This window comes from Bacteroides sp. 3_2_5, from assembly GCF_000159855.2.
Classification (GTDB): domain Bacteria; phylum Bacteroidota; class Bacteroidia; order Bacteroidales; family Bacteroidaceae; genus Bacteroides; species Bacteroides fragilis.
Window position 1 is genome coordinate 1,032,881 of record NZ_JH636044.1, and the last position, 22,224, is coordinate 1,055,104.

Consider the following 22,224-nt stretch of genomic DNA (forward strand, 5'->3'; position numbering starts at 1 on the left):
TCATGAACAGATCAAGAGATAAAGTGCGTTGTGCACTCAATCATCAGAATGCAGGTAGTATACCGGTTGATTTCGGGTCTACAGCAGTCACGGGTATCCATTGCCGTATTGTGGAAGCGCTAAGAAACTATTATGGACTGGCACCCCGTCCGGTGAAGATTGTAGATGCTTTTCAGATGTTAGGAGAGATAGATGCGGAACTAGCCGAAAAGATCGGAGTAGACTGTATAGGTATAGGTGGACCCAAAGATATCTTCGATTTGGATACGACTCGTATGCACGAACAGACGACCCCTTGGGGGCAACGGGTGTTGGTGCCTGAAGCAATGGATTTAACTCCTGATATGCGGGGAGATGTATATGTGTATGCCGGTGGGGATCAAAATTATCCCCCCAGTGCCGTGATGCCCAAAGGATGTTATTTCATTAATGCTATTGAGCGTCAGCAGCCCATTGAAGAAGATCGTTTGGACCCGGAAGACAATGTAGAAGAGTTCGGGCTATTGACAGAGAATGATCTGGCTTATTACTGTGCTGAGGCAGACAAGGCATATCAGACCGGCAGAGCTGTTGTTGCCAGTTTCGGGGGAACGGCTCTGGGGGATGTTGCTTTTGTTCCCGGTATGGGATTGAAGCAGCCCAAGGGGATTCGTAGTGTGGTAGAATGGTATATGTCTACTGCTATGCGGCAGGACTATTTGCATCAGGTATTTGAGAAAGAGATCGACATTGCCATTGCCAATTATGAAAAACTCTGGGCTGCATTAGGAGATAAGATAGATGTGGTGTTGACATGTGGGACCGATTTCGGTTCCCAGGAATCACAGTTTTGCTCTATAGATACCTTCCGTGAGCTTTGGTTACCACACTATCGACGGATGAATGATTGGATACATCAACATACTACCTGGAAAATCTTTAAGCATTCCTGTGGAGCTATTATCCCGATTCTACCCGGATTGATCGAAGCCGGATTTGATATTATCAATCCGGTTCAGATTAATGCCAAAGACATGGATTCCAGAAGATTGAAAGAGGAATTCGGCAGTCAATTGACCTTTTGGGGCGGTGGGGTAGATACGCAAAAGATACTGCCTTTCGGTACTCCCGATGAGATACGTCGCCATGTAATGGGGCAGTGTGAGATATTGGGCCGTGACGGAGGTTTTGTTTTCAATGCTGTCCATAATGTTCAGGCCAATGTTCCGGTAGACAATGTAGTTGCGATGTTCGATGCTCTAAAGGATATCTCTTGATAATCTTCAGAAAATACTATTCCTACCATGTTTTGCCTGTATTGATCATCAGATGGCTTTGAAATTCTCTTAAAGTCCCCTGATAGATCGGTTGGCAAATCGTAAAATCATCTCGCTGTACAATAAATTTATGTTAGGTAATCTTTAAGAAAGAGTATCTATATATTATTAATCTTATAAATGATAAAAGCTATGAACAACCTCAATGAATTATATGAAGCCATTTTGGCCGGTAAATTGGAACAGGCAGTCAGTGTTACCCGGGAAGCTGTTGCCGGAGGAGCAGCACCCCAGGAAATCATTAATGAATATATGATTAAAGCCATGGAAGCCATTGGAGCACGTTTTGAATCGGGACAAGTGTTTGTTCCGAACCTCTTGATGAGCGCCCGTGCCATGCGTGGTGCCCTCGATATACTCAAACCACTGATGCAAGGGCAGGTCAATTCGTATATCGGTCGGATTGTGATTGGTACGGTAAAAGGGGATTTGCATGATATAGGTAAAAACTTGGTTGCTTCGATGTTTGAAGGATGTGGGTTTGAAGTCATCAATCTGGGAGTGGATGTATCGAGTGATAAATTCATTTCTGCGGCATTGGAAAATAAGGCAGATATTATTTGCATGTCCGCACTGCTCACCACTACCATGAATTACATGAAGGAAGTGATCGATGCCCTTGAAACCTCTGGGTTGAGGGGAAAAGTAAAAGTAATGGTAGGAGGAGCACCTGTCAGCGATGCCTTTGCCAAATCTATCGGTGCCGATGCCTATACCAGTAATGCCAATGCAGCCGTAATAATGGCCAAGAAGTTGATAAACGCCTGTTGAATATGCCACTGGTGAATTCCCATATTGTTGAAGAGTGTCTGCCTTTCACTTCGTTGAGACTCGATCCGGAGGATATTAATCTTTCAATGGGAGCCGGTTACGTGCCTGATGCGGAGATACAGGCAATATCTGATGCATTGGAAACAGAGATTGCCGGAATTTGTACACCCCGCTTTCTGTATGCTCTGTTCGATGCCGAGCCGGCCGGTACTTGTGAGGTGGGAGTAAACGGTATTTCTCTGAAAACAGGATCTGTTATAACTCCTTATCTTAAAGATGCTGCGGGCTATGTACTCTTTGTTGCTACTGCGGGGTACGAGTTTGAGGCTTTTCAGCATAAGATAGGCAGTCAGGGAGACATCTTACGCGAATTTCTTCTGGATGCTTACGGTTCGGCAATTGCTGAAGCAGTTGTCCGTGAAGTATGCCGGAAAGTGGAATCCCGAATGTTTCCTTTGGGATACGGAGTCAGTCATCCTTACAGTCCCGGTTATTGCGGATGGCACGTCACGCAACAGCAGTTGCTTTTCAGCTGCTTGCCTGAATTTCCTTGCGGGGTCCGATTGAGTGATTCTTCGCTGATGTCGCCTATTAAATCGGTCAGTGGTATTATTGCTTATGGTCCATGTATTGTCAAACGGAAATATGGATGCGAACTATGCGGCAAAGCCGATTGCTATAAAAACAGAAATAAACTAAACAGATAGAATGTTATGGAACTATCATTATATATAAAAGATAAATTAGTATCAGGAAAACGGGTAGCCATCCCCATTATGACCCATCCGGGTATTGAATTGTTAGAGAAACGGGTATTGGATGCCGTAACGAACGGTGAAATTCATTATCACGCTATCCGTGCCTTGAACGAATGTTTTCCGCAATCGGCGGCTTGTACCACTATTATGGATCTTACCGTGGAAGCAGAAGCTTTTGGAGCTCGACTTAGTATGTCCCCCAATGAAGTACCCAGTGTTTGCGGACGTTTGCTCACTGGATATGCAGATGTTGAGGCTTTGCAGATTCCTTCGGTCGAATCGGGACGCATGCCTCAGTATTTGCTGGCCGACCGCCTAGCAGCAGAAGGAATAGACAAGCCCGTGCTGGCCGGTTGTATCGGTCCCTATTCTCTGGCAGGTCGTCTATACGATATGACGGAAATTATGATGGCTATCTATACCGAGCCCGATACTGTTCTGCTTTTACTGGAGAAATGCACGGAATTCATTCTCCGTTATTGTCTGGCTATCAAAGAGACCGGAGTGGCCGGTGTTATTATGGCGGAACCGGCTGCCGGACTTCTTTCGAATGAAGATTGTCAACGCTATTCTTCGGTCTATGTGAAACGTATTATCGATGCTGTCCAGGATGATTCGTTTGCAGTTATTCTGCATAATTGCGGTAACACCGGACATTGCACTGCTGCTATGCTGGCTACCGGTGCTAAAGGGTATCATTTCGGAAATAAAGCGGATATGATAACTGCTCTCCGGGAATGCCCTTCGGATGTATGGGTGATGGGTAATCTGGACCCTGTAGGAGTGTTCAGGGTACTGACGCCTGAAGATGTTTTTGCACGGACAGAAGAACTTCTGACCTGTACCGGAGAATACGCTAACTTTATTATATCCACCGGTTGCGATACTCCGCCCGAAGTACCTTTTGACAATATTCAGGCCTTTTATCTGGCTGTAGAGAAGTACAATAAGGGTAGGTGAATGATAATACCAGTATTGGATAATATTGTACTTGTTTTCAAGGGGGAACCCTCGTACTTTTGCATAGTATTCATCGTTAAATAAACGAATTATGATAAAGAGAATAAAGATATTAGCTACAGGTGCACTGCTATTGGCAGGATTGGGTGCTTGTTCACCTTCCGGAAAGAAAACAGGAGCGGATTCGACTGTCGACACTCTGCGAACGGCGGAAACAGTGAATTTACTGAATAATCTACGGAAGGTTCCCACACAGGGGATTATGTTTGGTCATCATGACGATCCGCTTTACGGTGTCGGCTGGGAAGGTGACGAAGATCGCAGTGACGTGAAAAGTGTGTGTGGTGATTATCCGGCTGTCATGTCGTTTGATCTGGGCCACATTGAACTGGAAAGAGAGAAAAGTCTGGATAACGTGCCGTTTCGCAAAATACGTCAGGAGACGATTAATCAATATAAAAGGGGAGGAGTGGTTTCTTTTAGCTGGCATCTCGATAACCCCTTGACCGGTAAAGATGCGTGGGATGTGAGTGATACGACGGTTGTAGCTTCCATACTGCCCGGTGGTGTACATCATGCGAAATTTATAAGTTGGCTCGATGCTGTTGCAGCCTTTATGAATACTTTGGAGACGGAAGAAGGTACAAAAATACCGGTTATTTTCCGTCCCTGGCACGAGCATACCGGCAGTTGGTTCTGGTGGGGACAAAATCTTTGCACGGCCGACCAGTATAAGGCTCTTTGGCGGATGACGCATGATCGTATGCATGCCCGGGGAGTAAAGAACCTGCTTTATGCTTATTCACCGGGATCGGAACCCAAAGATTCGACTGCTTATCTGGAGCGTTATCCGGGAGATGATATCATCGACCTGGTGGGCTTTGACACCTATCAGTTCGACCGGACACAATATATGGAGCAATTGGATAAGTCGCTTGCTATCCTGACTGAAGTAGGTAAGGCGCACGATAAGCCTATAGCCATTACCGAAACCGGTTTCGAGGCTATTCCCGATTCTGTCTGGTGGACACAGACTCTCTATCCGGTAATCAGCAAGTATCCTATCAGTTATGTGTTGGTGTGGCGCAATGCACGTGAAAGGGTAAACCACTATTATGCTCCTTATCCCGGACAGGTGTCCGCCGATGACTTTGTGAAGTTCTACCGTGAACCGAAAACTCTGTTTGTGTCGGACGTGAAGAACCTTTATAAATAGAAAATCAAATAAATAACGATAAAAACACTGTCCATTATGAGTCTGTTTAATGATAAAGTTGCTAAATTGCTTGCCGGGCATGAAGCACTGCTGATGCGTAAGAATGAACCGGTAGAAGAGGGAAACGGAGTGATTACGCGTTACCGTTACCCTGTACTGACTGCAGCGCATACTCCTGTCTTTTGGCGATACGACCTGAACGAGGAGACGAATCCTTTTTTGATGGAACGTATCGGTATGAATGCGACGTTGAATGCCGGAGCCATTAAGTGGGATGGGAAGTACCTGATGTTGGTGAGAGTGGAGGGAGCAGACCGCAAATCTTTTTTTGCTGTTGCCGAAAGCCCGAACGGTATTGATAATTTCCGCTTCTGGGAGTATCCGGTGACCTTACCCGAAGATGTGGTTCCTGCAACCAATGTATACGATATGCGTCTCACTGCCCATGAAGATGGGTGGATATATGGCATCTTTTGTGCCGAACGGCACGATGACAATGCTCCCATAGGTGATTTATCGTCAGCTACAGCCACTGCCGGCATTGCCCGTACCAAAGACCTGAAAAATTGGGAACGTCTGCCGGATCTGAAAACAAAGAGTCAGCAACGTAATGTGGTGCTGCACCCCGAGTTTGTGGATGGAAAGTATGCACTTTATACCCGTCCGCAAGACGGATTTATCGATACCGGTAGCGGAGGTGGTATCGGATGGGCATTGATTGACGATATAACCCATGCCGAGGTTGGAGAAGAGAAGATCATCGACAAACGATATTATCATACCATCAAGGAGGTGAAGAACGGTGAAGGGCCGCATCCTATCAAGACTCCTCAGGGATGGCTTCATCTGGCACACGGAGTACGCAATTGTGCTGCCGGGCTCAGGTATGTATTGTATATGTATATGACATCGTTGGATGATCCCACCCGGCTGATAGCTTCTCCGGCGGGGTACTTTATGGCTCCGGTAGGAGAAGAGCGCATTGGGGATGTGTCGAATGTGCTTTTTTCGAATGGTTGGATAGCCGACGATGACGGAAAAGTATTTATCTACTATGCTTCGTCGGACACCCGTATGCATGTAGCTACCTCAACTATCGAACGGTTGGTGGATTACTGCCTGCACACTCCTCAGGACGGCTTTTCTTCCTCAGCTTCGGTAGAGATACTGAAAAACCTGATTGAACGAAATCTGAGATTGATGAAATAAGAAAACCAAGAATAGAATGACTGCCATGATTACACTGAAAGAGAAGATCGGTTACGGACTGGGCGATATGGCTTCGTCCATGTTCTGGAAACTGTTCGGGTCCTATCTGATGATTTTTTATACCGATGTATTCGGCTTGCCTGCTGCTGTGGTAGGAACCATGTTTCTGATTACCCGGGTATGGGATTCGGCTTTCGATCCGATCGTGGGAGTGATTGCCGATCGCACACAGACCCGCTGGGGGAAATTTCGTCCTTATCTGCTGTATCTTGCCGTTCCTTTTGCACTGATTGGTATTTTTACTTTCACCACTCCGGAGTTGAATGATACCGGAAAACTGGTCTATGCCTACATCACCTATTCTTTGATGATGATGGTATATTCGGCTATCAATGTGCCTTATGCTTCACTGCTGGGAGTGATGAGTCCTGACCCGAAAGAACGGAATACCCTGTCCACTTACCGTATGACTTTTGCCTATATCGGCAGTTTTATTGCTTTGCTGCTCTTCATGCCGATGGTCAACCTGTTTGGTGGTGCAGAAGACGAGCAACGGGGATGGATGTTGAGTGTGGTGGTGATTGCTGTGATGTGTGCGGCTCTGTTTTATCTTTGTTTCGCCTTGACACGTGAACGGGTAAAACCGATCAGGGAAGTACAAAACTCCCTGAAAGACGATTTGAAAGATTTGCTTCACAACCGTCCGTGGTGGATTCTGCTCGGAGCCGGAGTGGCAGCTTTGGTATTCAATTCTATTCGTGACGGAGCTACGGTTTATTACTTCAAGTACTTTGTTGTGGAAGAGGATTACTCCACGGTTTCCTTCTTTGGCGTTTCTTTTGTGCTGAGCGGCCTTTATCTGGCAGTGGGACAGGCTGCCAATATTGTGGGAGTGATTCTTGCAGCTCCGGTCAGTAACCGTATTGGCAAAAAAAACACATACATGGGAGCCATGAGTCTGGCTACTCTCCTTTCCGTTATCTTTTATTGGTTTGGGAAAGGAGACATCACCCTGATTTTTGTTTTTCAGGTGCTGATCAGTATCTGTGCCGGAAGTATTTTCCCTTTGCTCTGGTCCATGTATGCCGACTGTGCTGACTATTCGGAACTGAAGACCGGCAACCGGGCTACAGGTCTGATCTTTTCGTCTTCGTCCATGAGCCAGAAGTTCGGTTGGGCTATCGGAAGTGCACTGACCGGTTGGTTGTTGGCTTACTTCGGCTTTCGTGCCAACGAAGTGCAGAGTGTAGAGGCTATTCATGGGATTAAGATGTTTCTCAGCTGGTTGCCCGCTGTCGGAACAGTTCTGTCCGTCGTTTTTATCAGTATGTATCCGCTGTCGGAGAAGAAGATGAGAGAGGTGACTTCAGAGTTGGAGAAGAGAAGAAAGGCTATTCAATCATAATTCAGACATCATATGGACGAGATTCTTAAACAAGAAATGCAGAAAGAGCTTACTACCCGTATTCTTCCTTACTGGATGGAACGGATGGTAGATCAGGAGAACGGTGGATTTTACGGACGCATCACCGGACAGGAGGAATTAATGCCCCGGGCCGATAAAGGGGCTATTCTGAATGCGCGTATTTTATGGACCTATTCTGCTGCCTATCGTCTGCTGGGTAGAGAGGAGTACAAAGAGATGGCAAACCGTGCCAAACGATACCTTATCGACCACTTTTATGATTCCGAGTTCGGAGGGGTCTACTGGTCACTCAACTATAGAGGTGAGCCGCTGGATACCAAGAAACAGATTTATGCCATCGGCTTTGCCATTTACGGACTGAGCGAGTTCCATCGGGCTACCGGAGATCCGGAAGCATTGATGTATGCCGTCCGTTTATTCAATGATATAGAGTCCCACAGCTTTGATGGGCTGAAGAATGGTTATTGTGAAGCGCTTACCCGTGAATGGAACGAAATAGCCGATATGCGCCTCAGCGAGAAAGATGCGAATGAACGCAAGACTATGAATACCCATCTGCATATCCTCGAACCTTACACCAACCTGTACCGGGTCTGGAAAGATGCACGGCTGGAACGTCAGCTCTACAACCTGATAGGACTTTTTACAGAGAAGATACTGGATAAGGACACATCCCATTTACAACTCTTTTTCGATAACGACTGGCAAAGCAAATACCCGGTCGTCTCTTATGGACATGATATCGAAGCCTCATGGTTGTTGCATGAAGCCGCCCGGGTATTGGGAGACGCCGGACTCATTGCGGAGATAGAACCTGTTGTAAAGAAGATAGCTGCGGCTGCATCCGAAGGACTTACTTCCGACGGAGGAATGATATATGAAAAGAATCTCACTACCGGACACATCGACGGCGACTACCATTGGTGGGTGCAAGCCGAAACCGTAGTCGGATACTATAACCTGTTCCGATATTTCGGTGATCGCGGGGCTTTGCAACATTCCATCGACTGCTGGGAGTTTATTAAACGACATTTGACTGACGATGTGCATGGCGAATGGTTCTGGAGCCTTCGTGCCGACGGTAGCCTGAACCGGGATGATGATAAGGCCGGCTTCTGGAAATGTCCTTATCATAACGGACGTATGTGCATCGAGCTGTTGGGCGAATAACTGTATTGTTTCCTGTTTCGTTAGATTGTTTTCCAAACTTTTTGTACTTTTGGGCACAATTTACCGAATATGAAAAACAAGCACGTCAAAAGAATAAACCTGCTTTTGTCCATCTTATTGGGAGCAGGTGTCTTCATTTTCTTCGGAGTATACTACTCCTACCATCTGCATTATCAGGAACAGTTCCAGATGTTTCTCTTTACATCCGACTATTTTGTCGAACAAGTATCCCATCCCGGGGGAATGGCGGACTATCTGGGAGGCTTTCTCACCCAATTCTATTATTATTCGTGGGCGGGAGCCGCTATCTTGACCGGTGCAATAGGGGGTATTCACAGGTTGATGGTTTGGATTGCAAACCGCCTGGGCGGACACCCGGCATGGTATCCGCTTACTCTGCTACCTTCTTTATGTTTCTTTATTCTGTTCTGCGACGAAAATTTTCTTCTTTCCGGAGCCATCTCTGTGGGAATGGTGCTGGGAGCACTCATCGGATATACATTTATTGAGAGTAGGCGGATACGCCTGATTTATTGGGGAGTCGGCATTCCGCTGCTTTATCTGCTGGCGGGAGGATGTGCATGGCTTTTCATTCCATTGATATGGATAACTGAGTTTTGCCGGTTTGCCGGTAGGCGTCTGCCTTGGTGGATTCTGGTGGGAGGTACATTGGGAATTGCCGGAGTGACCTATTGGATATCCTTGGCTGTATTTCCATATCCGGCCGACCGCCTGTTGTGGGCGATCGGAAGTTATCGTTTTCCATTAGTCTTTCCACAAATGCAGGTGATAGCCTGGCTGGCTGTGATTCTGGTACCGTTATTGGTAGCCTGTTTGCCTGAGAAGATGACTTGGAGATACTACTCGGGAGCATGGGTTCTGCAATTTATCCTGATGTTGTTTGTTTTGAATCTGTATGGCAAATACGGTATCGGGTTGAATAAAGAGGAAGTGATGGGGTATGATTATCATGTGCGCATGCAAGAATGGGATGAAGTGATTGCGATGGCGGAAAAGAAAGCACCCGATACACCGATGTCGGTTTCTTGTCTCAATTTGGCTTTAGCAATGAAAGGGCAGCTGCCGGAACGTATGTTTAGTTTTTACCAGCGGGGGAAGGAAGGACTACTGATGTCATTTGTCAACGACTTCACCATTCCTTTGGTAGCCGGTGAACCTTATTATTACCTGGGATTGGTCAATGTGGCGCAGCAGTTTGTCTTCGAGGCTATGGAGGCCGTTCCGGATTACCGGAAGAGTGTGCGTTGTTTTAAAAGGCTTGCTGAGACCAATTTGATTAATGGCAGGTACGAAGTGGCCCGGAAGTATCTGCGTATCTTGCAGCATACCCTCTTTTATAAAGATTGGGCTACTGAAACTCTGGCTTGCCTGAATGATGAAGACCGGGTCAATGCACATCCGGAATACGGGAGATTGAGGAGGCTTACTCCGCGAACCGATTTCTTCTTTAACCCTGACCTGCCGGAGATGACATTGGAGTTCCTGCTTCATGCAAATCCCCGCAACCGGATGGCGTATGAGTATTTGATGGCTTGTACACTCTTGAAGAAGGATGTGGGACGTTTTGTGCATTATTATCCTTTGGGAGCCGATCTGGGATATTCTTCCGTTCCCAAGGGCTATCAGGAAGCGTTGTTGTTCTATTGGCTTATGAGCAAACACACTGCAACAGATACAATTCCCTGGAAGATAGACCCGCAGACAGAGAATAGATTGAGAGAATACGCACAGATTTTCACATCTGCCCGTTCGGCAGATGCATTGTCTGCCCGATTCGGAGATACATATTGGTTTTATGCAGACTTTAGATAAGATGGAAAAGATAAAATACTGTTTTAGCATGATAGGGCTGCTCTTCTTGTTTGCAGCTTGTCAAGAGAAGGTGACATCCCCTGCCAGGGTGGATACATTGCCATCGATATTCCCCGATTATGTCGGGGTTACCATTCCCTCTACCATTGCCCCGCTTAACTTCCGGGTGACGGACGATGGGGTAGAGGCGGTTGATGTCGTGATTGCCGGTACGAAAGGAAAGCCTGTACGGCTGAATGGAAGATCGGTAGACATTCCCGCCAAGCAATGGCACGAACTTCTTGAAAGTAATAAGGGAGACAGCATCGAGGTGAAAGTCTCTGTCCGCCAGGGGAAGAAGTGGAAAGAGTATCGTCCGTTTCCGATATATGTCAGTCCTTTCCCGATCGATTACGGGTTGGTATACCGTTTGCTCGCACCCGGATATGAAGTGTACAGCAAGATGGGGATCTACGAACGTGAACTTTCAACATTCCGCCAGACTCCTTTATTTGAGAATACGCAGGTGACGGCCGCCTGCATCAATTGCCATGCTTTCAACCGGACGGAGCCCACACCGTCGAGCGTACATGTAAGAGGCGGGCATGGAGCCACTGTAATCGACACAGGAGATCGGTTGGAATTTCTCGATACCAAAGCCGACGGGCAATTGTCGGCCTGTGTCTATCCGTACTGGCATCCTTCGGGCGAATACATCGCTTATTCGGTGAACAAAACCAATCAGGCCTTTCATCTGGGAGGAAAGAAGCCGATAGAGGTATTCGACCAGGCTTCGGATGTGGTGGTTTATCATCCCCGGTCCCATCGGATACTGACTACTCCTTTGCTGAGTACGGCTTCGTTTGAAACTTTTCCGGCATTCTCGCCCGACGGACGGACGCTTTATTTCTGTTCGGCCGGGCAGAAAGAGATGCCTGTCCGATACAAAGACGTGAAATACAGCTTGTGCAGCATTGCTTTCCATCCCGAAGACGGAACGTTCGGCGACCGGATCGATACGTTGATCTCAGCCCGCACGCTGGACAAAAGTATCTCTTTCCCCAAACCTTCGTTCGACGGAAAATACCTGATGTTTACGCTTTCCGATTATGGGAACTTCTCCATCTGGCACAAAGAGGCCGATCTCTGGCTGCTGGACTTGAAGACCGGAACCTATCGCAACTTGGAGGAAGTGAACAGTGACGACACGGAAAGCTATCACAACTGGAGCAGCAATTCACATTGGTTTGTGTTCAGCAGCCGGAGAGGTGACGGGTTGTACACCCGCCTTTATATCTCCTCGGTGGACGGACAAGGGCGTATAGGGAAACCTTTCCTGCTGCCTCAGCAAGATCCGTATACGTTCTACGATCAGTTGATCTATTCGTATAATGTTCCCGAGTTTGTGTCTGCTCCGGTGCAATGGGACAAGCGGGAGATGGCCAAAGGGCTGATGTCGAAAGAGCGAGTTAAAGTGAAATAAAAGATGAGTAAGAATATGGAATACAGAAAACATAGAATAGAGTATTTAAGGACTACTGTTGAATATTCCCTTTTTGGGGGTGAGGGAGGAACGAGAGAGGCACATTTGATGTTTCATGTCGATCCGGAAGCGGGGAGTTATGAAGAGCAGCTGACGGCCATTCGTAAAGCATACCATAGGATACTGAGCAGGAAGGTGAAAATCAGGGGAATGGTACCCGTGTTTTGCCGTTACTTCCTGAGTGATGCCGCCAATCAGTGGGAGGCTTTGCAGGCTGTCTTGCAGAAAGAGCCGTCGTGCGCTGTCTCTGTCGTGCAACAGCCCCCGTTGGATGGAAGTAAGATTGCTTTGTGGGTCTATCTGACTTCCGAACCGAATGCCGCTTACAAGCATTACTGGACAGCCGGTGCGGGTGTGTCTTGCGGCAAATCGGAGCGGCAGATGAAAACCTTGTTGAAATCTTATGAAACCGATCTGGTAGGAAAAGGCTGTACGCTGGCTTCCGATTGCATCCGTACCTGGATCTTTGTGCAGAACGTGGATGTGAATTATGCCGGCATTGTCAAGGCACGCCGTGAAAACTTTCTGGGGCAGGGACTGACCGAATCGACCCATTATATAGCCAGTACCGGCATAGAGGGACGGCATGCCGATCCGAAGATACATGTGCTGTTTGATGCCTATGCGGTAAAAGGATTGCAGCCGGGACAGGTGACTTACCTGCATGCGCTGTCTCATCTCAGCCCGACAGCCTTGTATGGAGTGACTTTCGAACGGGGAACTTCCGTGGAGTATGGCGACCGTCGTCATCTCTTTATCAGCGGTACGGCGAGTATCGATCATCGCGGTGAAGTGGTTCATGTAGGTGATGTCCGGGAACAGACCCGGCGGATGTGGGAAAATGTAGAGAAGTTGCTCGAAGAGGGCAAAGCCGGTTTTGAGGATGTGGCGCAGATGATTGTTTATCTGCGGGACGCTTCGGATTATCCGGTTGTGCGCGCTTTGTTTGCCAAACGCTTTCCTGATACACCGATACAGTTTGTTGTTGCTGCTGTATGCCGGCCTGCTTGGCTGATCGAGATGGAGTGTATAGCGATCGTCGCTAACAGTAACTCCTCTTATGAATCATTCTGATAGATTATATTCGATTCTTCTTTCAAAAAGATATGAAATGCGCTGTTTGACACACATCGCATTTCTTTTTTCAGGTCCGTCTGGGAGAAGAAAAGCCCGACAAAAGGACTTTCTGCTCCGGAAAGCCAAGGTCCGGGGCTCCGAAAGCCGGGATTTGATGAGAATAGGCCGGAGTTTCGGAGAAAAGAAGCAAGCATTTGCTCCGAAAGAAGTAAGCGTTTCCCGAAAATGCTTACTTCTTTTCGAAATATCTCCTAATGTTTTTCCGGATTACTCCTATTGTTTCCGATCGGAGGCTCAAAAGTGGACGGAATCTTTCCGGTTACTACTCTGAGATGAACAAAGCGGAAGTGATAAAAAGTTGTGTTTAGAGGGGTATCACTGTCTATCGGTTGCCTGTCCTCTGGAAAGTAGTGCGGTTTTGTTTGTCTTTGGCTTGTTTGGCCTACGAAAGCAATCATATCGGATTGCCATAGGAGGCGTTTTTCGCAGAGTGCCTTTCCCTCGGGCCGAAAGAAAGCAATCTGAGAGGATTGAAATATCATTTGGACAGAATGTCAAAACCGCTCTGTTAAGCGGCAATGAATAAGACTCTGTGGTGAATTCAATACTCTGTCTCTTGCGGGTTGAAGTTGCACCATCCTTGGGTCCACTCCGGATAACCGGTTTCTTCCCTTTCGCTGAATACTACGTTATCTGCTGAGGCCGGTGTGCCCTCCATGTCCGACGGATATCCGCTGATCCGGCAGTTCCGGAAAGTCACCGATGTGTTGTTGCCCATATACAGTGCCGCGCCGAATAGCCCGAGCATGCTTTCATTCTCCGGCCGGAGGCCGCCGCCATTGATAAAGTCGGGATGATTTACGAACGAGGCATCCCCTGAGGCAGGGCCATAGATCGTGACATCTTCAAAGGTGGCGGCTGTGGTAGGTGTCGCAGGAGTGTTCGTGCCATTATTGCTGCATTCGAAGGCATGAGAACCTGTGATGTCCGCTATTCGCGGATGGCGGATGCCCAGCAGATGCCGGCATGTGCCACTATAGCCGTTGTCTATGTCGAAATCGTCGTCCCAGCAGTGATAGGCCACCAGATATTCCGCATGAACCGTTCCGCCGAACCATTCGAAGGCATCGTCGTTGGCATACGATACTTGCAGGTGGTCTATTTGTGTGCCGTTTCCTACCGAACCGAAGGTGATGCCGTTGATCTCCTGGTTTTTCTTGAACGGATATCCCGCAAACTCTACACGGACGTAGCTCAGGACGCCCGAATTATCCGCGTTGTTCGGACCTCCGTGCATGGTACGCGGGCCTCCCTCTATCTGCATGATGTCTTCATTGTTCCGGGCATAACCACATAAAATCAATCCTCCCCAGTCACCCGGTTTCCGTTTCCCGGCGGGCATTTCGGAGGTGAATACGATGGGAGCATCTACCGTTCCCCTGGCAATCAGTTTCCCGCCCGGTTCTACAATCAGGGCGGCGCGGGTTTCCTTGTCTCCTTTGATAACGGTGCCCGCTTCAATGGTCAGCGTCGAACCGTAAGTGACGTAACACCATCCCTTCATCAGGTAAGTGCCCCGTTTCAGGTATTGATGATCTTTTATCTCGAAGGTCTGTTCTCCGTTTCCGATGATATTCTCACCATAAATAATGTTATTGCCCTGTCCGTTGTTCTCGTCGTCCGTACAGCTGCTGCCGGTCAGGCACACCAGTGCTGTCAATGCGATAATCTTTAGTCTGTATCTGTCCATAGTTTGAAAAACAGGTAAAGCACCGGGCCAGCAGGACTGTCCGGTGCTTCATTCTGTGAGTGTATACGTGATTTATAACTTGGTCCAACCTTTGGTCCATTCATTGTCTGCTTTCACTGCACCTTTATAAGCCGCTTTTTCAAAGAAGCTGTCTGCTGACAGGTCGGCTCCTCCGTCCTGTGTTCCGATAAAGATATTGCTGAAGCTCAAAGTCTGGTTGATGGCATTGTGATTGCCTTCGGCTGTGAACAGGGCAGAAGAGTAACCGCCGTCACCGCTTGCCTTGATATCTCCCGCGATAGCGATGTAGTTCAGTACCGAAGGACCGTCGATCAGGAATTTCTCGGTCTGTTCTGTTTCGGTAGTCAGGTTGTTGGCCTTGCCTGTAACGAGTGCATTGTAGATCTTGGCCTGAGTTCCGGCACGCAGGCGGATGCCTCTTTTGCCTTCGTCGTTGTTGGCGCCTATCAGTGTCAGGTTGGCCAGTGTCGGGCATGAGATCGGAGCGGCATCCATATTCTTGTCATAGTTGTCGGCCTCGATCAGGCAGTCGCATGTATATCCCAAAGTGGCGGGATCTTCCTGGTAGGCGACAAAGAATTGCCCTTTTCCGCTCCATCCCTCTGTCCAGTCGAATGAATCGTCGCTGTTGCTCACCGATACCAGATATTTGGCATTGACCGTACCTCCGAACCATTCGAAGCCGTCGTCGGTACCTTTGTATGCTTCGAGGTATTCGAGGGTCGTACCGTTTCCTACACCATAGAAGGTGAAGCCGTTACACTCCTTTTCCGTAGTGAACTTGTATCCGGCGTATTCCAGGCGAATGTACTTCAGGATACCCGAGTTGTCCGCCGGATCGGAACCACCGTAAGCGGCATCTCCGACTTCCGATTTACCGGTCGATCCGATATTGATCGGGGCTTTGCCGCAAATGTGGATGCCGCCCCATGCTCCCGGTTCTTTGGTATCGGCAGTCATGACAATCGGTGCGGAGGCAGTACCTACCGCTTCGATCTTGGCTCCCTGTTCCACGAGGATGTAGTCGATGGTGGCATCATCGCTTTTGGCGCTGATTGTCACACCTTCGCCGATCTTCAGGGTGGAACCGGCTTTGACGATATATTCTCCGTCGAGGGAGAAGTTGTAGCCTTTGGTCAGGATGACGGTTTTCGATCCGTCTACGCTTCCTTTCAGTGTTCCGTTGTTGGCGATCACCTCTTCGCTGTCGCCGTTTCCGCCGCCTTCGCCGCTGTTGTCGTCACTACAAGCTGCAAGTGAACACATTCCCATCAGGGCTGCTACGGCCCAAGAGTTGAGTTTTAGATAATTCGTTTTCATATTCATACTGTTTTAGGTTTATACTATCTGTTTGATTATTCATATAAATATTCTGTGTGACCCTGTGGCGAGCCTTAGAATCTGTACGAGACTCCTATTTCTGCACTGGTTCCCGGACGGAATGATTCTACTTCCACCTTTTGTCCCGTTGCCGGCAGCTCCTGCTTGAAGCGGATGGTACTGTTCAGCAAGTCTTTCATCTGCAGGCGCAGGCTCAGGTGTTTGTTGATGGCATAGCTTGCTATGAAGTCCATCGTGTGCAGGGTCTGTTGCTTGATGTTACCTGTTCCGTAGATACCTACTGTCTCGATGCGCGGGCCTTGCACATTGTAAACCAGTGCCAGTGTCAGGTCGCTTTCTCTTCTCAGTTGAGGAGTGTAGCTGAGATCTGCATTGATCAGGAACGGAGAGGCTCCTTGCAGAGCGCGTTCCGAGTCGGTATATACCCCGCCTTCGGGCAATACGACGTTTGTGTACATGTACGAACCGTTGGCTCCGATACGGAAGTTCTTGAACAGTTCTTTGCGGAATTCTATTTCCACTCCTGTGGCTATTCCATCTTCGGCGTTGCGGAAAGAGCGGATCACTGTGCCGCCCGAAGACTCCTGAGTCTGTTCAATCGGCGATTTCAGTTTTTTGAAATAACCCGTGACAGAGAACATATCCCCGTTGTTGCGTTTCGGAAAGAAATCATAGCGCAGGTCGATGTTATAATTATAAGCGTTTTTCAGTTCGTTGTTACCGCGGATATAGGCACTTCCGTAAGATTCCTGGTAGAGGAACGGAGCCATTTCGATAAATGAAGGGCGGGTGACAGTGCGTGATACGGAGAGGCGCAGGCTGTTGGTTTCGTTCAGGCTGTACTTCAGGTTCAGTGCCGGGAAGAAGTCGCCTTTGTCCAGGTTCGTTTTCTTCTCCTGTCCGCCGTCCGTCCAATAGCGTACCCATTGTTTGGCCTGCTCGTAGCGCAGTCCCACGTTGACCAGCAGAGATTCCATCGGGTAGTACTCTATTTCTGCAAACCCTGCCCACACATCCATTCCGGCGTAGTAGTTGTAACGGGGCTGTGCATCGATGTTGGCTTTTATCGTCCCGTTGGCTATGTTTTCCTGATTCAGATATCCGTTGGTATCATAAATGTTGGTGACGTCAGCGTTCAAAGCATTGATATCGTAGTAGAAGTTCACGCTTTCAAAGTCGCGTTTTTTGCTTTTGTAAGTACCTCCCACACGAATCAGGTTCGCATCTCCCCATTTGTACGAGGTGCGCAGATCTCCTACAATCTCTTTCTCTTGCAGTTCTCCGAAGTAGCGGTTGGTAGTCTGGTTGAGTTTAAAGAGGTTCAGCTTATCGCTGCCTTCGTTACGGAAGAAGACCACCTGCCGGCGATCCGGTTCGTCACTGTTGGTCAGTCCGTATGAAGCGCTCCAGTTTACATCCCACTGAGAAGTCAGTTCGTGGTGTCCCAGCAACTGGTTGTTCAGTAGTGAGTAGGCATGGAAAACGCTGTTGCTCGATGTGATGTTGTTCTTTTCGGCATCGATCCCCTCGCGGGACATGTAGTCGTTGATGGCATTGCGTGCATAGAACACGGTGAAGTTGATGTGGTCCGCCTGCCGGAACGAGTAGCCGATGTTGCCCAATCCGGCTATTTTCAGTGCGCTGGAATAACTGTCATAATTGAACTTGTCGAGGTGTGTGCCCTGAGCGGTCATAGTGGTCACGTAGGCGTCTTTCAAGATTTGGTTTTCGTTGCTGACACCTACCGAGGCAAGCACGCTCAGACGGTTTCCGTTGGGGAGTGTCCAGCTCTTGCCTCCTCCCAGGTTACCACCGAATTCGGGTAGTGAACGGTGCTTGCTGATAGCGAAGTTTGTGCCGAACGGGTCATTGTTGCGGGCGTAATCGCGGAACTCGCTTTTACCCATAGCCAGAATCCGGTCTTTATTCCTGAGGTTTCCCGTACTGAAGAGTCCGCCTTTCCGGTCGCTATAATAGAAATCTTTTCCGACAGTGTTGAAGCGTCCGCCCACGTTGAAGCCGATGGAGAAAAAGTCACTTCCCGTGTTCTCCTTGGTGCTGATGTCGATATGTGCGCCCGAATAGTCGGCAAAGGCTCCGGCGGCATATACTTTACTGACGGTGATGTTCTTTACGGTAGAGGCCGGGAAGAGGTCGAGCGGAATCAACTTGTTGTCCGGGTTGGGCGAGGCGATGGGCAAACCGTTCAGGGTGGTCGTGCTGTACCGGTCACCCAGTCCGCGTACTATCAGTTGTCCGGCGCTTGCAATGGAGATACCGGTTATTTTCTTGACTCCGTCCTGTACGTTCGATATACCTTTCAGGGTCATCTCTTTGGCTCCCATGTTTTCGATGGCAAGCGTTGCTTTCTGTCTCTCTTGCAGTAAAGCCTTTTCGCCTTCCAGGTTTTTCCGGGCCACTACGGTGACGGCGTCCAGCGTTTGTGCGTCTACTTCCAGTTCAAAGTTCAGTGTCGCATTGGCTTTCACTTTCACTTCATTCATCCGGAGTGTTTTATATCCTATATATTTCACTTCAATGGTATAGGTGCCGTTGCTTAGCGTCAGTGTGTAGTTACCTTCTACATCGGCTACGGTTCCGGTCGTGGTTCCGGCAATCTGTACGGTAGCTCCGGTCAGGGGTTCTTTGGTCTGTTTATCAATGATGGTTCCCTGGATGACCCCTGCTGTGATTCCTAAGGAAAATGTTGCGAGAAGAAGAGTGGAGAGAAGTCTCCCGATTTGTTGTTTCATGTCTTTTTATCTACGTTTTTCTGTCGGTGCAAAGTTGCACGATTCAGGTTACGGGGGTGATACATGCCCTATACGATTCGTTAACATCTGTGTTACATTCCTGTGTACCCTTTTTGCAGTGCTGCTCTCAGCGTCTGCTTGCCACAAATATTTAATCCATTCTCTTGGTGTGAATGGATAATTTCCTAAATTTGCGTACTAACAGCAAACAAACATATACTCCTGTAAACTACTTTTATGGATAACGATATTGAACGATTTCGGCAAATGGCGTCCATGGCGCAACTCGGATGGTGGGAAGCTGATTTCACAGCCGGGCATTATGTATGCTCAGAATACCTCTGCGATTTATTGGGACTTGAAGGAAATACCATATCTTTTACGGACTTCAGGAAACGGGTGCGTGAGGATTATCAGGAACAGATAGTCCGGGAGTTCAATGCTTCCATCCATAGGGAGTTTTATGAACAGACTTTCCCCATTCACTCCAAAGAGGGAATTGTGTGGTTGCACACCCGTTTGGGAGAACGTGAAGAAATACTGGGCAGGGGAGTCGTTTCATTCGGCATCATACAGCGGGTAGAAGCTCCCAATGATACTTCCGAACGGGTTCTGGAACGTGTCAACGACTTGCTGTACAGGCAGAACTCCATTTCCCATTCACTCTTACGCTTTCTTAAAGATGATAGTGTGGACCTCTGTATCATGGAAATATTGAAGGATATCCTCGATCTTTTTCATGGGGGACGCGTGTATATCTTTGAATATGATGAATATTACCGCTATCAGGACTGTACCTACGAGGTGGTGGCCGAAGGAGTGTTGCCGGAGATCGATAGCCTGCAACGTATCCCGACTGACAGTTTGCCTTGGTGGAGGCAGCAGACCCTGTCGGGCAAACCGGTGATATTGGATTCATTGGACCAGCTTCCGAAACATGCAAAAGCGGAATATGCCATCTTGAGCCGCCAGAACATCAAGTCACTGATGATCACTCCGCTGATAGCCGGCGAACATGTATGGGGGTATATGGGGATCGATCTGGTGAAGAATTATCGCAACTGGAATAATGAAGACTTCCAATGGTTATCGTCTCTTGCCAATATCATCAGCATCTGTATCGAGCTGCGTAAAACGAAAGACGAAGCTGTGCGCGAACGTTCTTTTTTGCGTAATCTGTTCCGCTTCATGCCGATGGGGTATATACGTATGACTATGGTCCGGGATGCTGCCGGACTACCTTGTGATTACCGGATAGCCGATGCCAATGATTTGAGTTCGGAACTCATAGGAATGTCTCTTTCCGATTACGTGGGATGCCTTGCCAGCGAGTTGCATGCGGACTTTAAGGCCAAGGTGGATTATCTTCTCGATGTGATGGAGGGCAGTGTGCACAAAGAGACTGATGTCTACTTCCATCGCACCCAGCGCAGTTCCCATTGCATCGTGTATTCTCCGGAAAAGGACGAGGTGGTCGCTCTGTTTCTGGACTCTACGGAGACGATTCGTGCCCATAGGGCTTTAGATCGCAGTGAGAAGCTTTTCAAGAATATCTTTGCCAATATTCCCGCGGGAGTGGAGATTTACGATAAGGATGGCAATTTGCTCGACTTGAACAACTGGGATATGGAAACCTTTGGTGTAAAAGATAAAGCCGATGTAATGGGAGTCAACTTCTTTGAGAATCCGAATGTGCCTCTTGAAATCAGAGAACGGGTACGGAACGAAGACCTGGTCGATTTCAGACTGAACTACTCTTTTAATAAGGCTTCCGATTACTACCATTCCGATAAAAGTAATATAATCGAGCTGTATACAAAGGTCAGTAAACTCTTTGACAGCCAAGGGAACTTCAACGGCTATGTGCTGATCAACATCGATAATACGGAGCGTATCGATGCCATTAACCGTATCCGTGATTTTGAGAACTTCTTCCTTTTGATATCGGACTATGCAAAAGTAGGTTATGCCAAACTGAACCTGCTGAGTAAACGTGGCTATGCCATCAAACAGTGGTTTAAGAATATGGGTGAGACGGAGGATATTCCGCTTTCATCCGTTGTGGGCGTTTATGATAAGATGCATCCTGAAGACCGGCAGAAGGTCTTTGACTTTTACGAGAAGGTATTGGCGGGTGAAGAGAAGGACTTCCGTAGCGAAATGCGTATCCTGAAACCCGGCGCTACCAACGAGTGGAACTGGGTACGGATGAATGTGGTAGTGACCAAGTTTGAATCGGAGCATGGGGAGGTGGAGATTATCGGCATTAATTATGATATTACGGAACTGAAAGAGACGGAAGCCATGCTTATCGAGGCGAAAGAGAAAGCGGAAACCATGGACCGGCTGAAGAGCGCTTTCCTGGCGAATATGAGTCACGAGATACGTACACCACTCAATGCGATTGTCGGTTTCTCGGGCCTCTTGGTCGATACGGAAGACATGGAGGAACGCTGCGAATACATCAAGATCGTACAAGAGAATAATGACTTGCTGCTGCAGCTGATCTCGGACATCCTGGACTTATCGAAGATTGAGGCCGGTACGTTTGAGTTCACCTACGGGGAGACGGATGTGAATATGCTTTGTGAAGATATCGTTCGCAGCTCTCAGATAAAGGTTCCCCAGGGAGTTGAATTAGTATTCGATCCGCATCCTTCGGATTGCACTGTGATAAGTGACCGGAACCGGTTGCATCAGGTCATCTCCAATTTCGTGAACAATGCCCTGAAGTTTACCTCCTCGGGCAGCATCCATGTGGGATATGAAAAGAAGGAAGAGGGTGTGGAGTTTTATGTAAGCGACACGGGAATCGGAATCTCTAAAGAGCAACTGACGCATATCTTTGAACGCTTTGTGAAGCTGAACAGCTTTATCCACGGAACCGGGCTCGGACTCTCCATCTGTAAAAGTATTGTGGAGCAGCTGGGCGGCGTCATAGGAGTGGACTCGGAAGAAGGGAAAGGGTCCCGTTTCTGGTTCACCATTCCCTATATTAACAGCGAACAGTCAATCGTTAACGATTGATAGACGGTCCGGCTATAAACAACAAACGGTGAACAACACATACTATATTGTATGCCTGTTCACCGTTTGTTGTT

The 22,224-nt window shown here is 48.1% G+C and carries 15 protein-coding genes; 12 read left to right on the top strand and 3 right to left on the bottom strand.

Features of this window, described 5'->3' with window-relative positions; all coding sequences use genetic code 11:
• The first annotated feature begins 2 nt into the window (after positions 1–2).
• The 11 genes from BSHG_RS13655 (at position 3) to BSHG_RS13605 (ending at position 13,255) form a co-directional block, all read left to right on the top strand.
• On the top strand, positions 3–1,256 hold the full coding sequence (locus tag BSHG_RS13655) for a uroporphyrinogen decarboxylase family protein (RefSeq protein WP_005801343.1): 1,254 nt from the start codon (positions 3–5) through the stop codon (positions 1,254–1,256).
• Between the two features lie 192 nt (positions 1,257–1,448).
• Positions 1,449–2,087 carry a B12-binding domain-containing protein gene (locus tag BSHG_RS13650; protein ID WP_005785010.1) on the top strand — a complete coding sequence of 213 codons (639 nt, stop codon included), beginning with the start codon at positions 1,449–1,451 and terminating at the stop codon, positions 2,085–2,087.
• A 2-nt stretch (positions 2,088–2,089) separates the two neighbouring features.
• Positions 2,090–2,794: a vitamin B12 dependent-methionine synthase activation domain-containing protein gene (locus BSHG_RS13645; protein WP_008658668.1), complete on the top strand. Its 705-nt coding sequence runs from the start codon at positions 2,090–2,092 to the stop codon at positions 2,792–2,794.
• 6 nt (positions 2,795–2,800) lie between these two features.
• Entirely contained in the window at positions 2,801–3,805 is a 1,005-nt protein-coding gene (locus tag BSHG_RS13640; protein WP_008658670.1) for a methylcobamide--CoM methyltransferase, read from the top strand.
• A 91-nt stretch (positions 3,806–3,896) separates the two neighbouring features.
• Positions 3,897–5,021 (top strand): glycoside hydrolase family 26 protein, encoded by a 1,125-nt coding sequence (locus BSHG_RS13635; protein WP_005785016.1) that lies wholly within the window; start codon positions 3,897–3,899, stop codon positions 5,019–5,021.
• A 36-nt stretch (positions 5,022–5,057) separates the two neighbouring features.
• A complete protein-coding gene (locus BSHG_RS13630) occupies positions 5,058–6,230 on the top strand; it encodes a 4-O-beta-D-mannosyl-D-glucose phosphorylase (RefSeq protein WP_005785018.1) in 1,173 nt (390 codons plus the stop codon).
• A gap of 25 nt (positions 6,231–6,255) precedes the next feature.
• The gene (locus tag BSHG_RS13625; RefSeq protein WP_032496674.1) at positions 6,256–7,635 is read left to right on the top strand and encodes an MFS transporter; all 1,380 of its coding nucleotides are present in this window, start codon (positions 6,256–6,258) and stop codon (positions 7,633–7,635) included.
• Positions 7,636–7,647: 12 nt separating this feature from the next.
• Complete coding sequence (locus tag BSHG_RS13620; RefSeq protein ID WP_008658675.1) at positions 7,648–8,826, top strand: cellobiose 2-epimerase; 1,179 nt, start codon at positions 7,648–7,650, stop codon at positions 8,824–8,826.
• Positions 8,827–8,895: 69 nt separating this feature from the next.
• A complete protein-coding gene (locus BSHG_RS13615) occupies positions 8,896–10,659 on the top strand; it encodes a DUF6057 family protein (protein WP_008658676.1) in 1,764 nt (587 codons plus the stop codon).
• A 28-nt stretch (positions 10,660–10,687) separates the two neighbouring features.
• Positions 10,688–12,121, top strand: coding sequence for a TolB family protein (locus BSHG_RS13610; protein WP_008658678.1), 1,434 nt, complete (start codon positions 10,688–10,690; stop codon positions 12,119–12,121).
• 3 nt (positions 12,122–12,124) lie between these two features.
• A complete protein-coding gene (locus BSHG_RS13605; protein ID WP_008658680.1) occupies positions 12,125–13,255 on the top strand; it encodes a Rid family hydrolase in 1,131 nt (376 codons plus the stop codon).
• Positions 13,256–13,859: 604 nt separating this feature from the next.
• Here the strand turns inward: BSHG_RS13605 and BSHG_RS13600 are convergent.
• The 3 genes from BSHG_RS13600 to BSHG_RS13590 form a co-directional block, all read right to left on the bottom strand.
• Positions 13,860–15,008 (bottom strand): hypothetical protein, encoded by a 1,149-nt coding sequence (locus BSHG_RS13600; RefSeq protein ID WP_008769478.1) that lies wholly within the window; start codon positions 15,006–15,008, stop codon positions 13,860–13,862.
• 72 nt (positions 15,009–15,080) lie between these two features.
• Positions 15,081–16,355: a hypothetical protein gene (locus tag BSHG_RS13595; protein WP_005796088.1), complete on the bottom strand. Its 1,275-nt coding sequence runs from the start codon at positions 16,353–16,355 to the stop codon at positions 15,081–15,083.
• A gap of 68 nt (positions 16,356–16,423) precedes the next feature.
• Positions 16,424–19,123: a TonB-dependent receptor gene (locus tag BSHG_RS13590; RefSeq protein WP_008658684.1), complete on the bottom strand. Its 2,700-nt coding sequence runs from the start codon at positions 19,121–19,123 to the stop codon at positions 16,424–16,426.
• Positions 19,124–19,360: 237 nt separating this feature from the next.
• Here BSHG_RS13590 and BSHG_RS13585 point away from each other — a divergent pair, with 237 nt between their 5' ends.
• The gene (locus BSHG_RS13585; RefSeq protein ID WP_008658686.1) at positions 19,361–22,150 is read left to right on the top strand and encodes an ATP-binding protein; all 2,790 of its coding nucleotides are present in this window, start codon (positions 19,361–19,363) and stop codon (positions 22,148–22,150) included.
• Positions 22,151–22,224 lie beyond the last annotated feature (74 nt).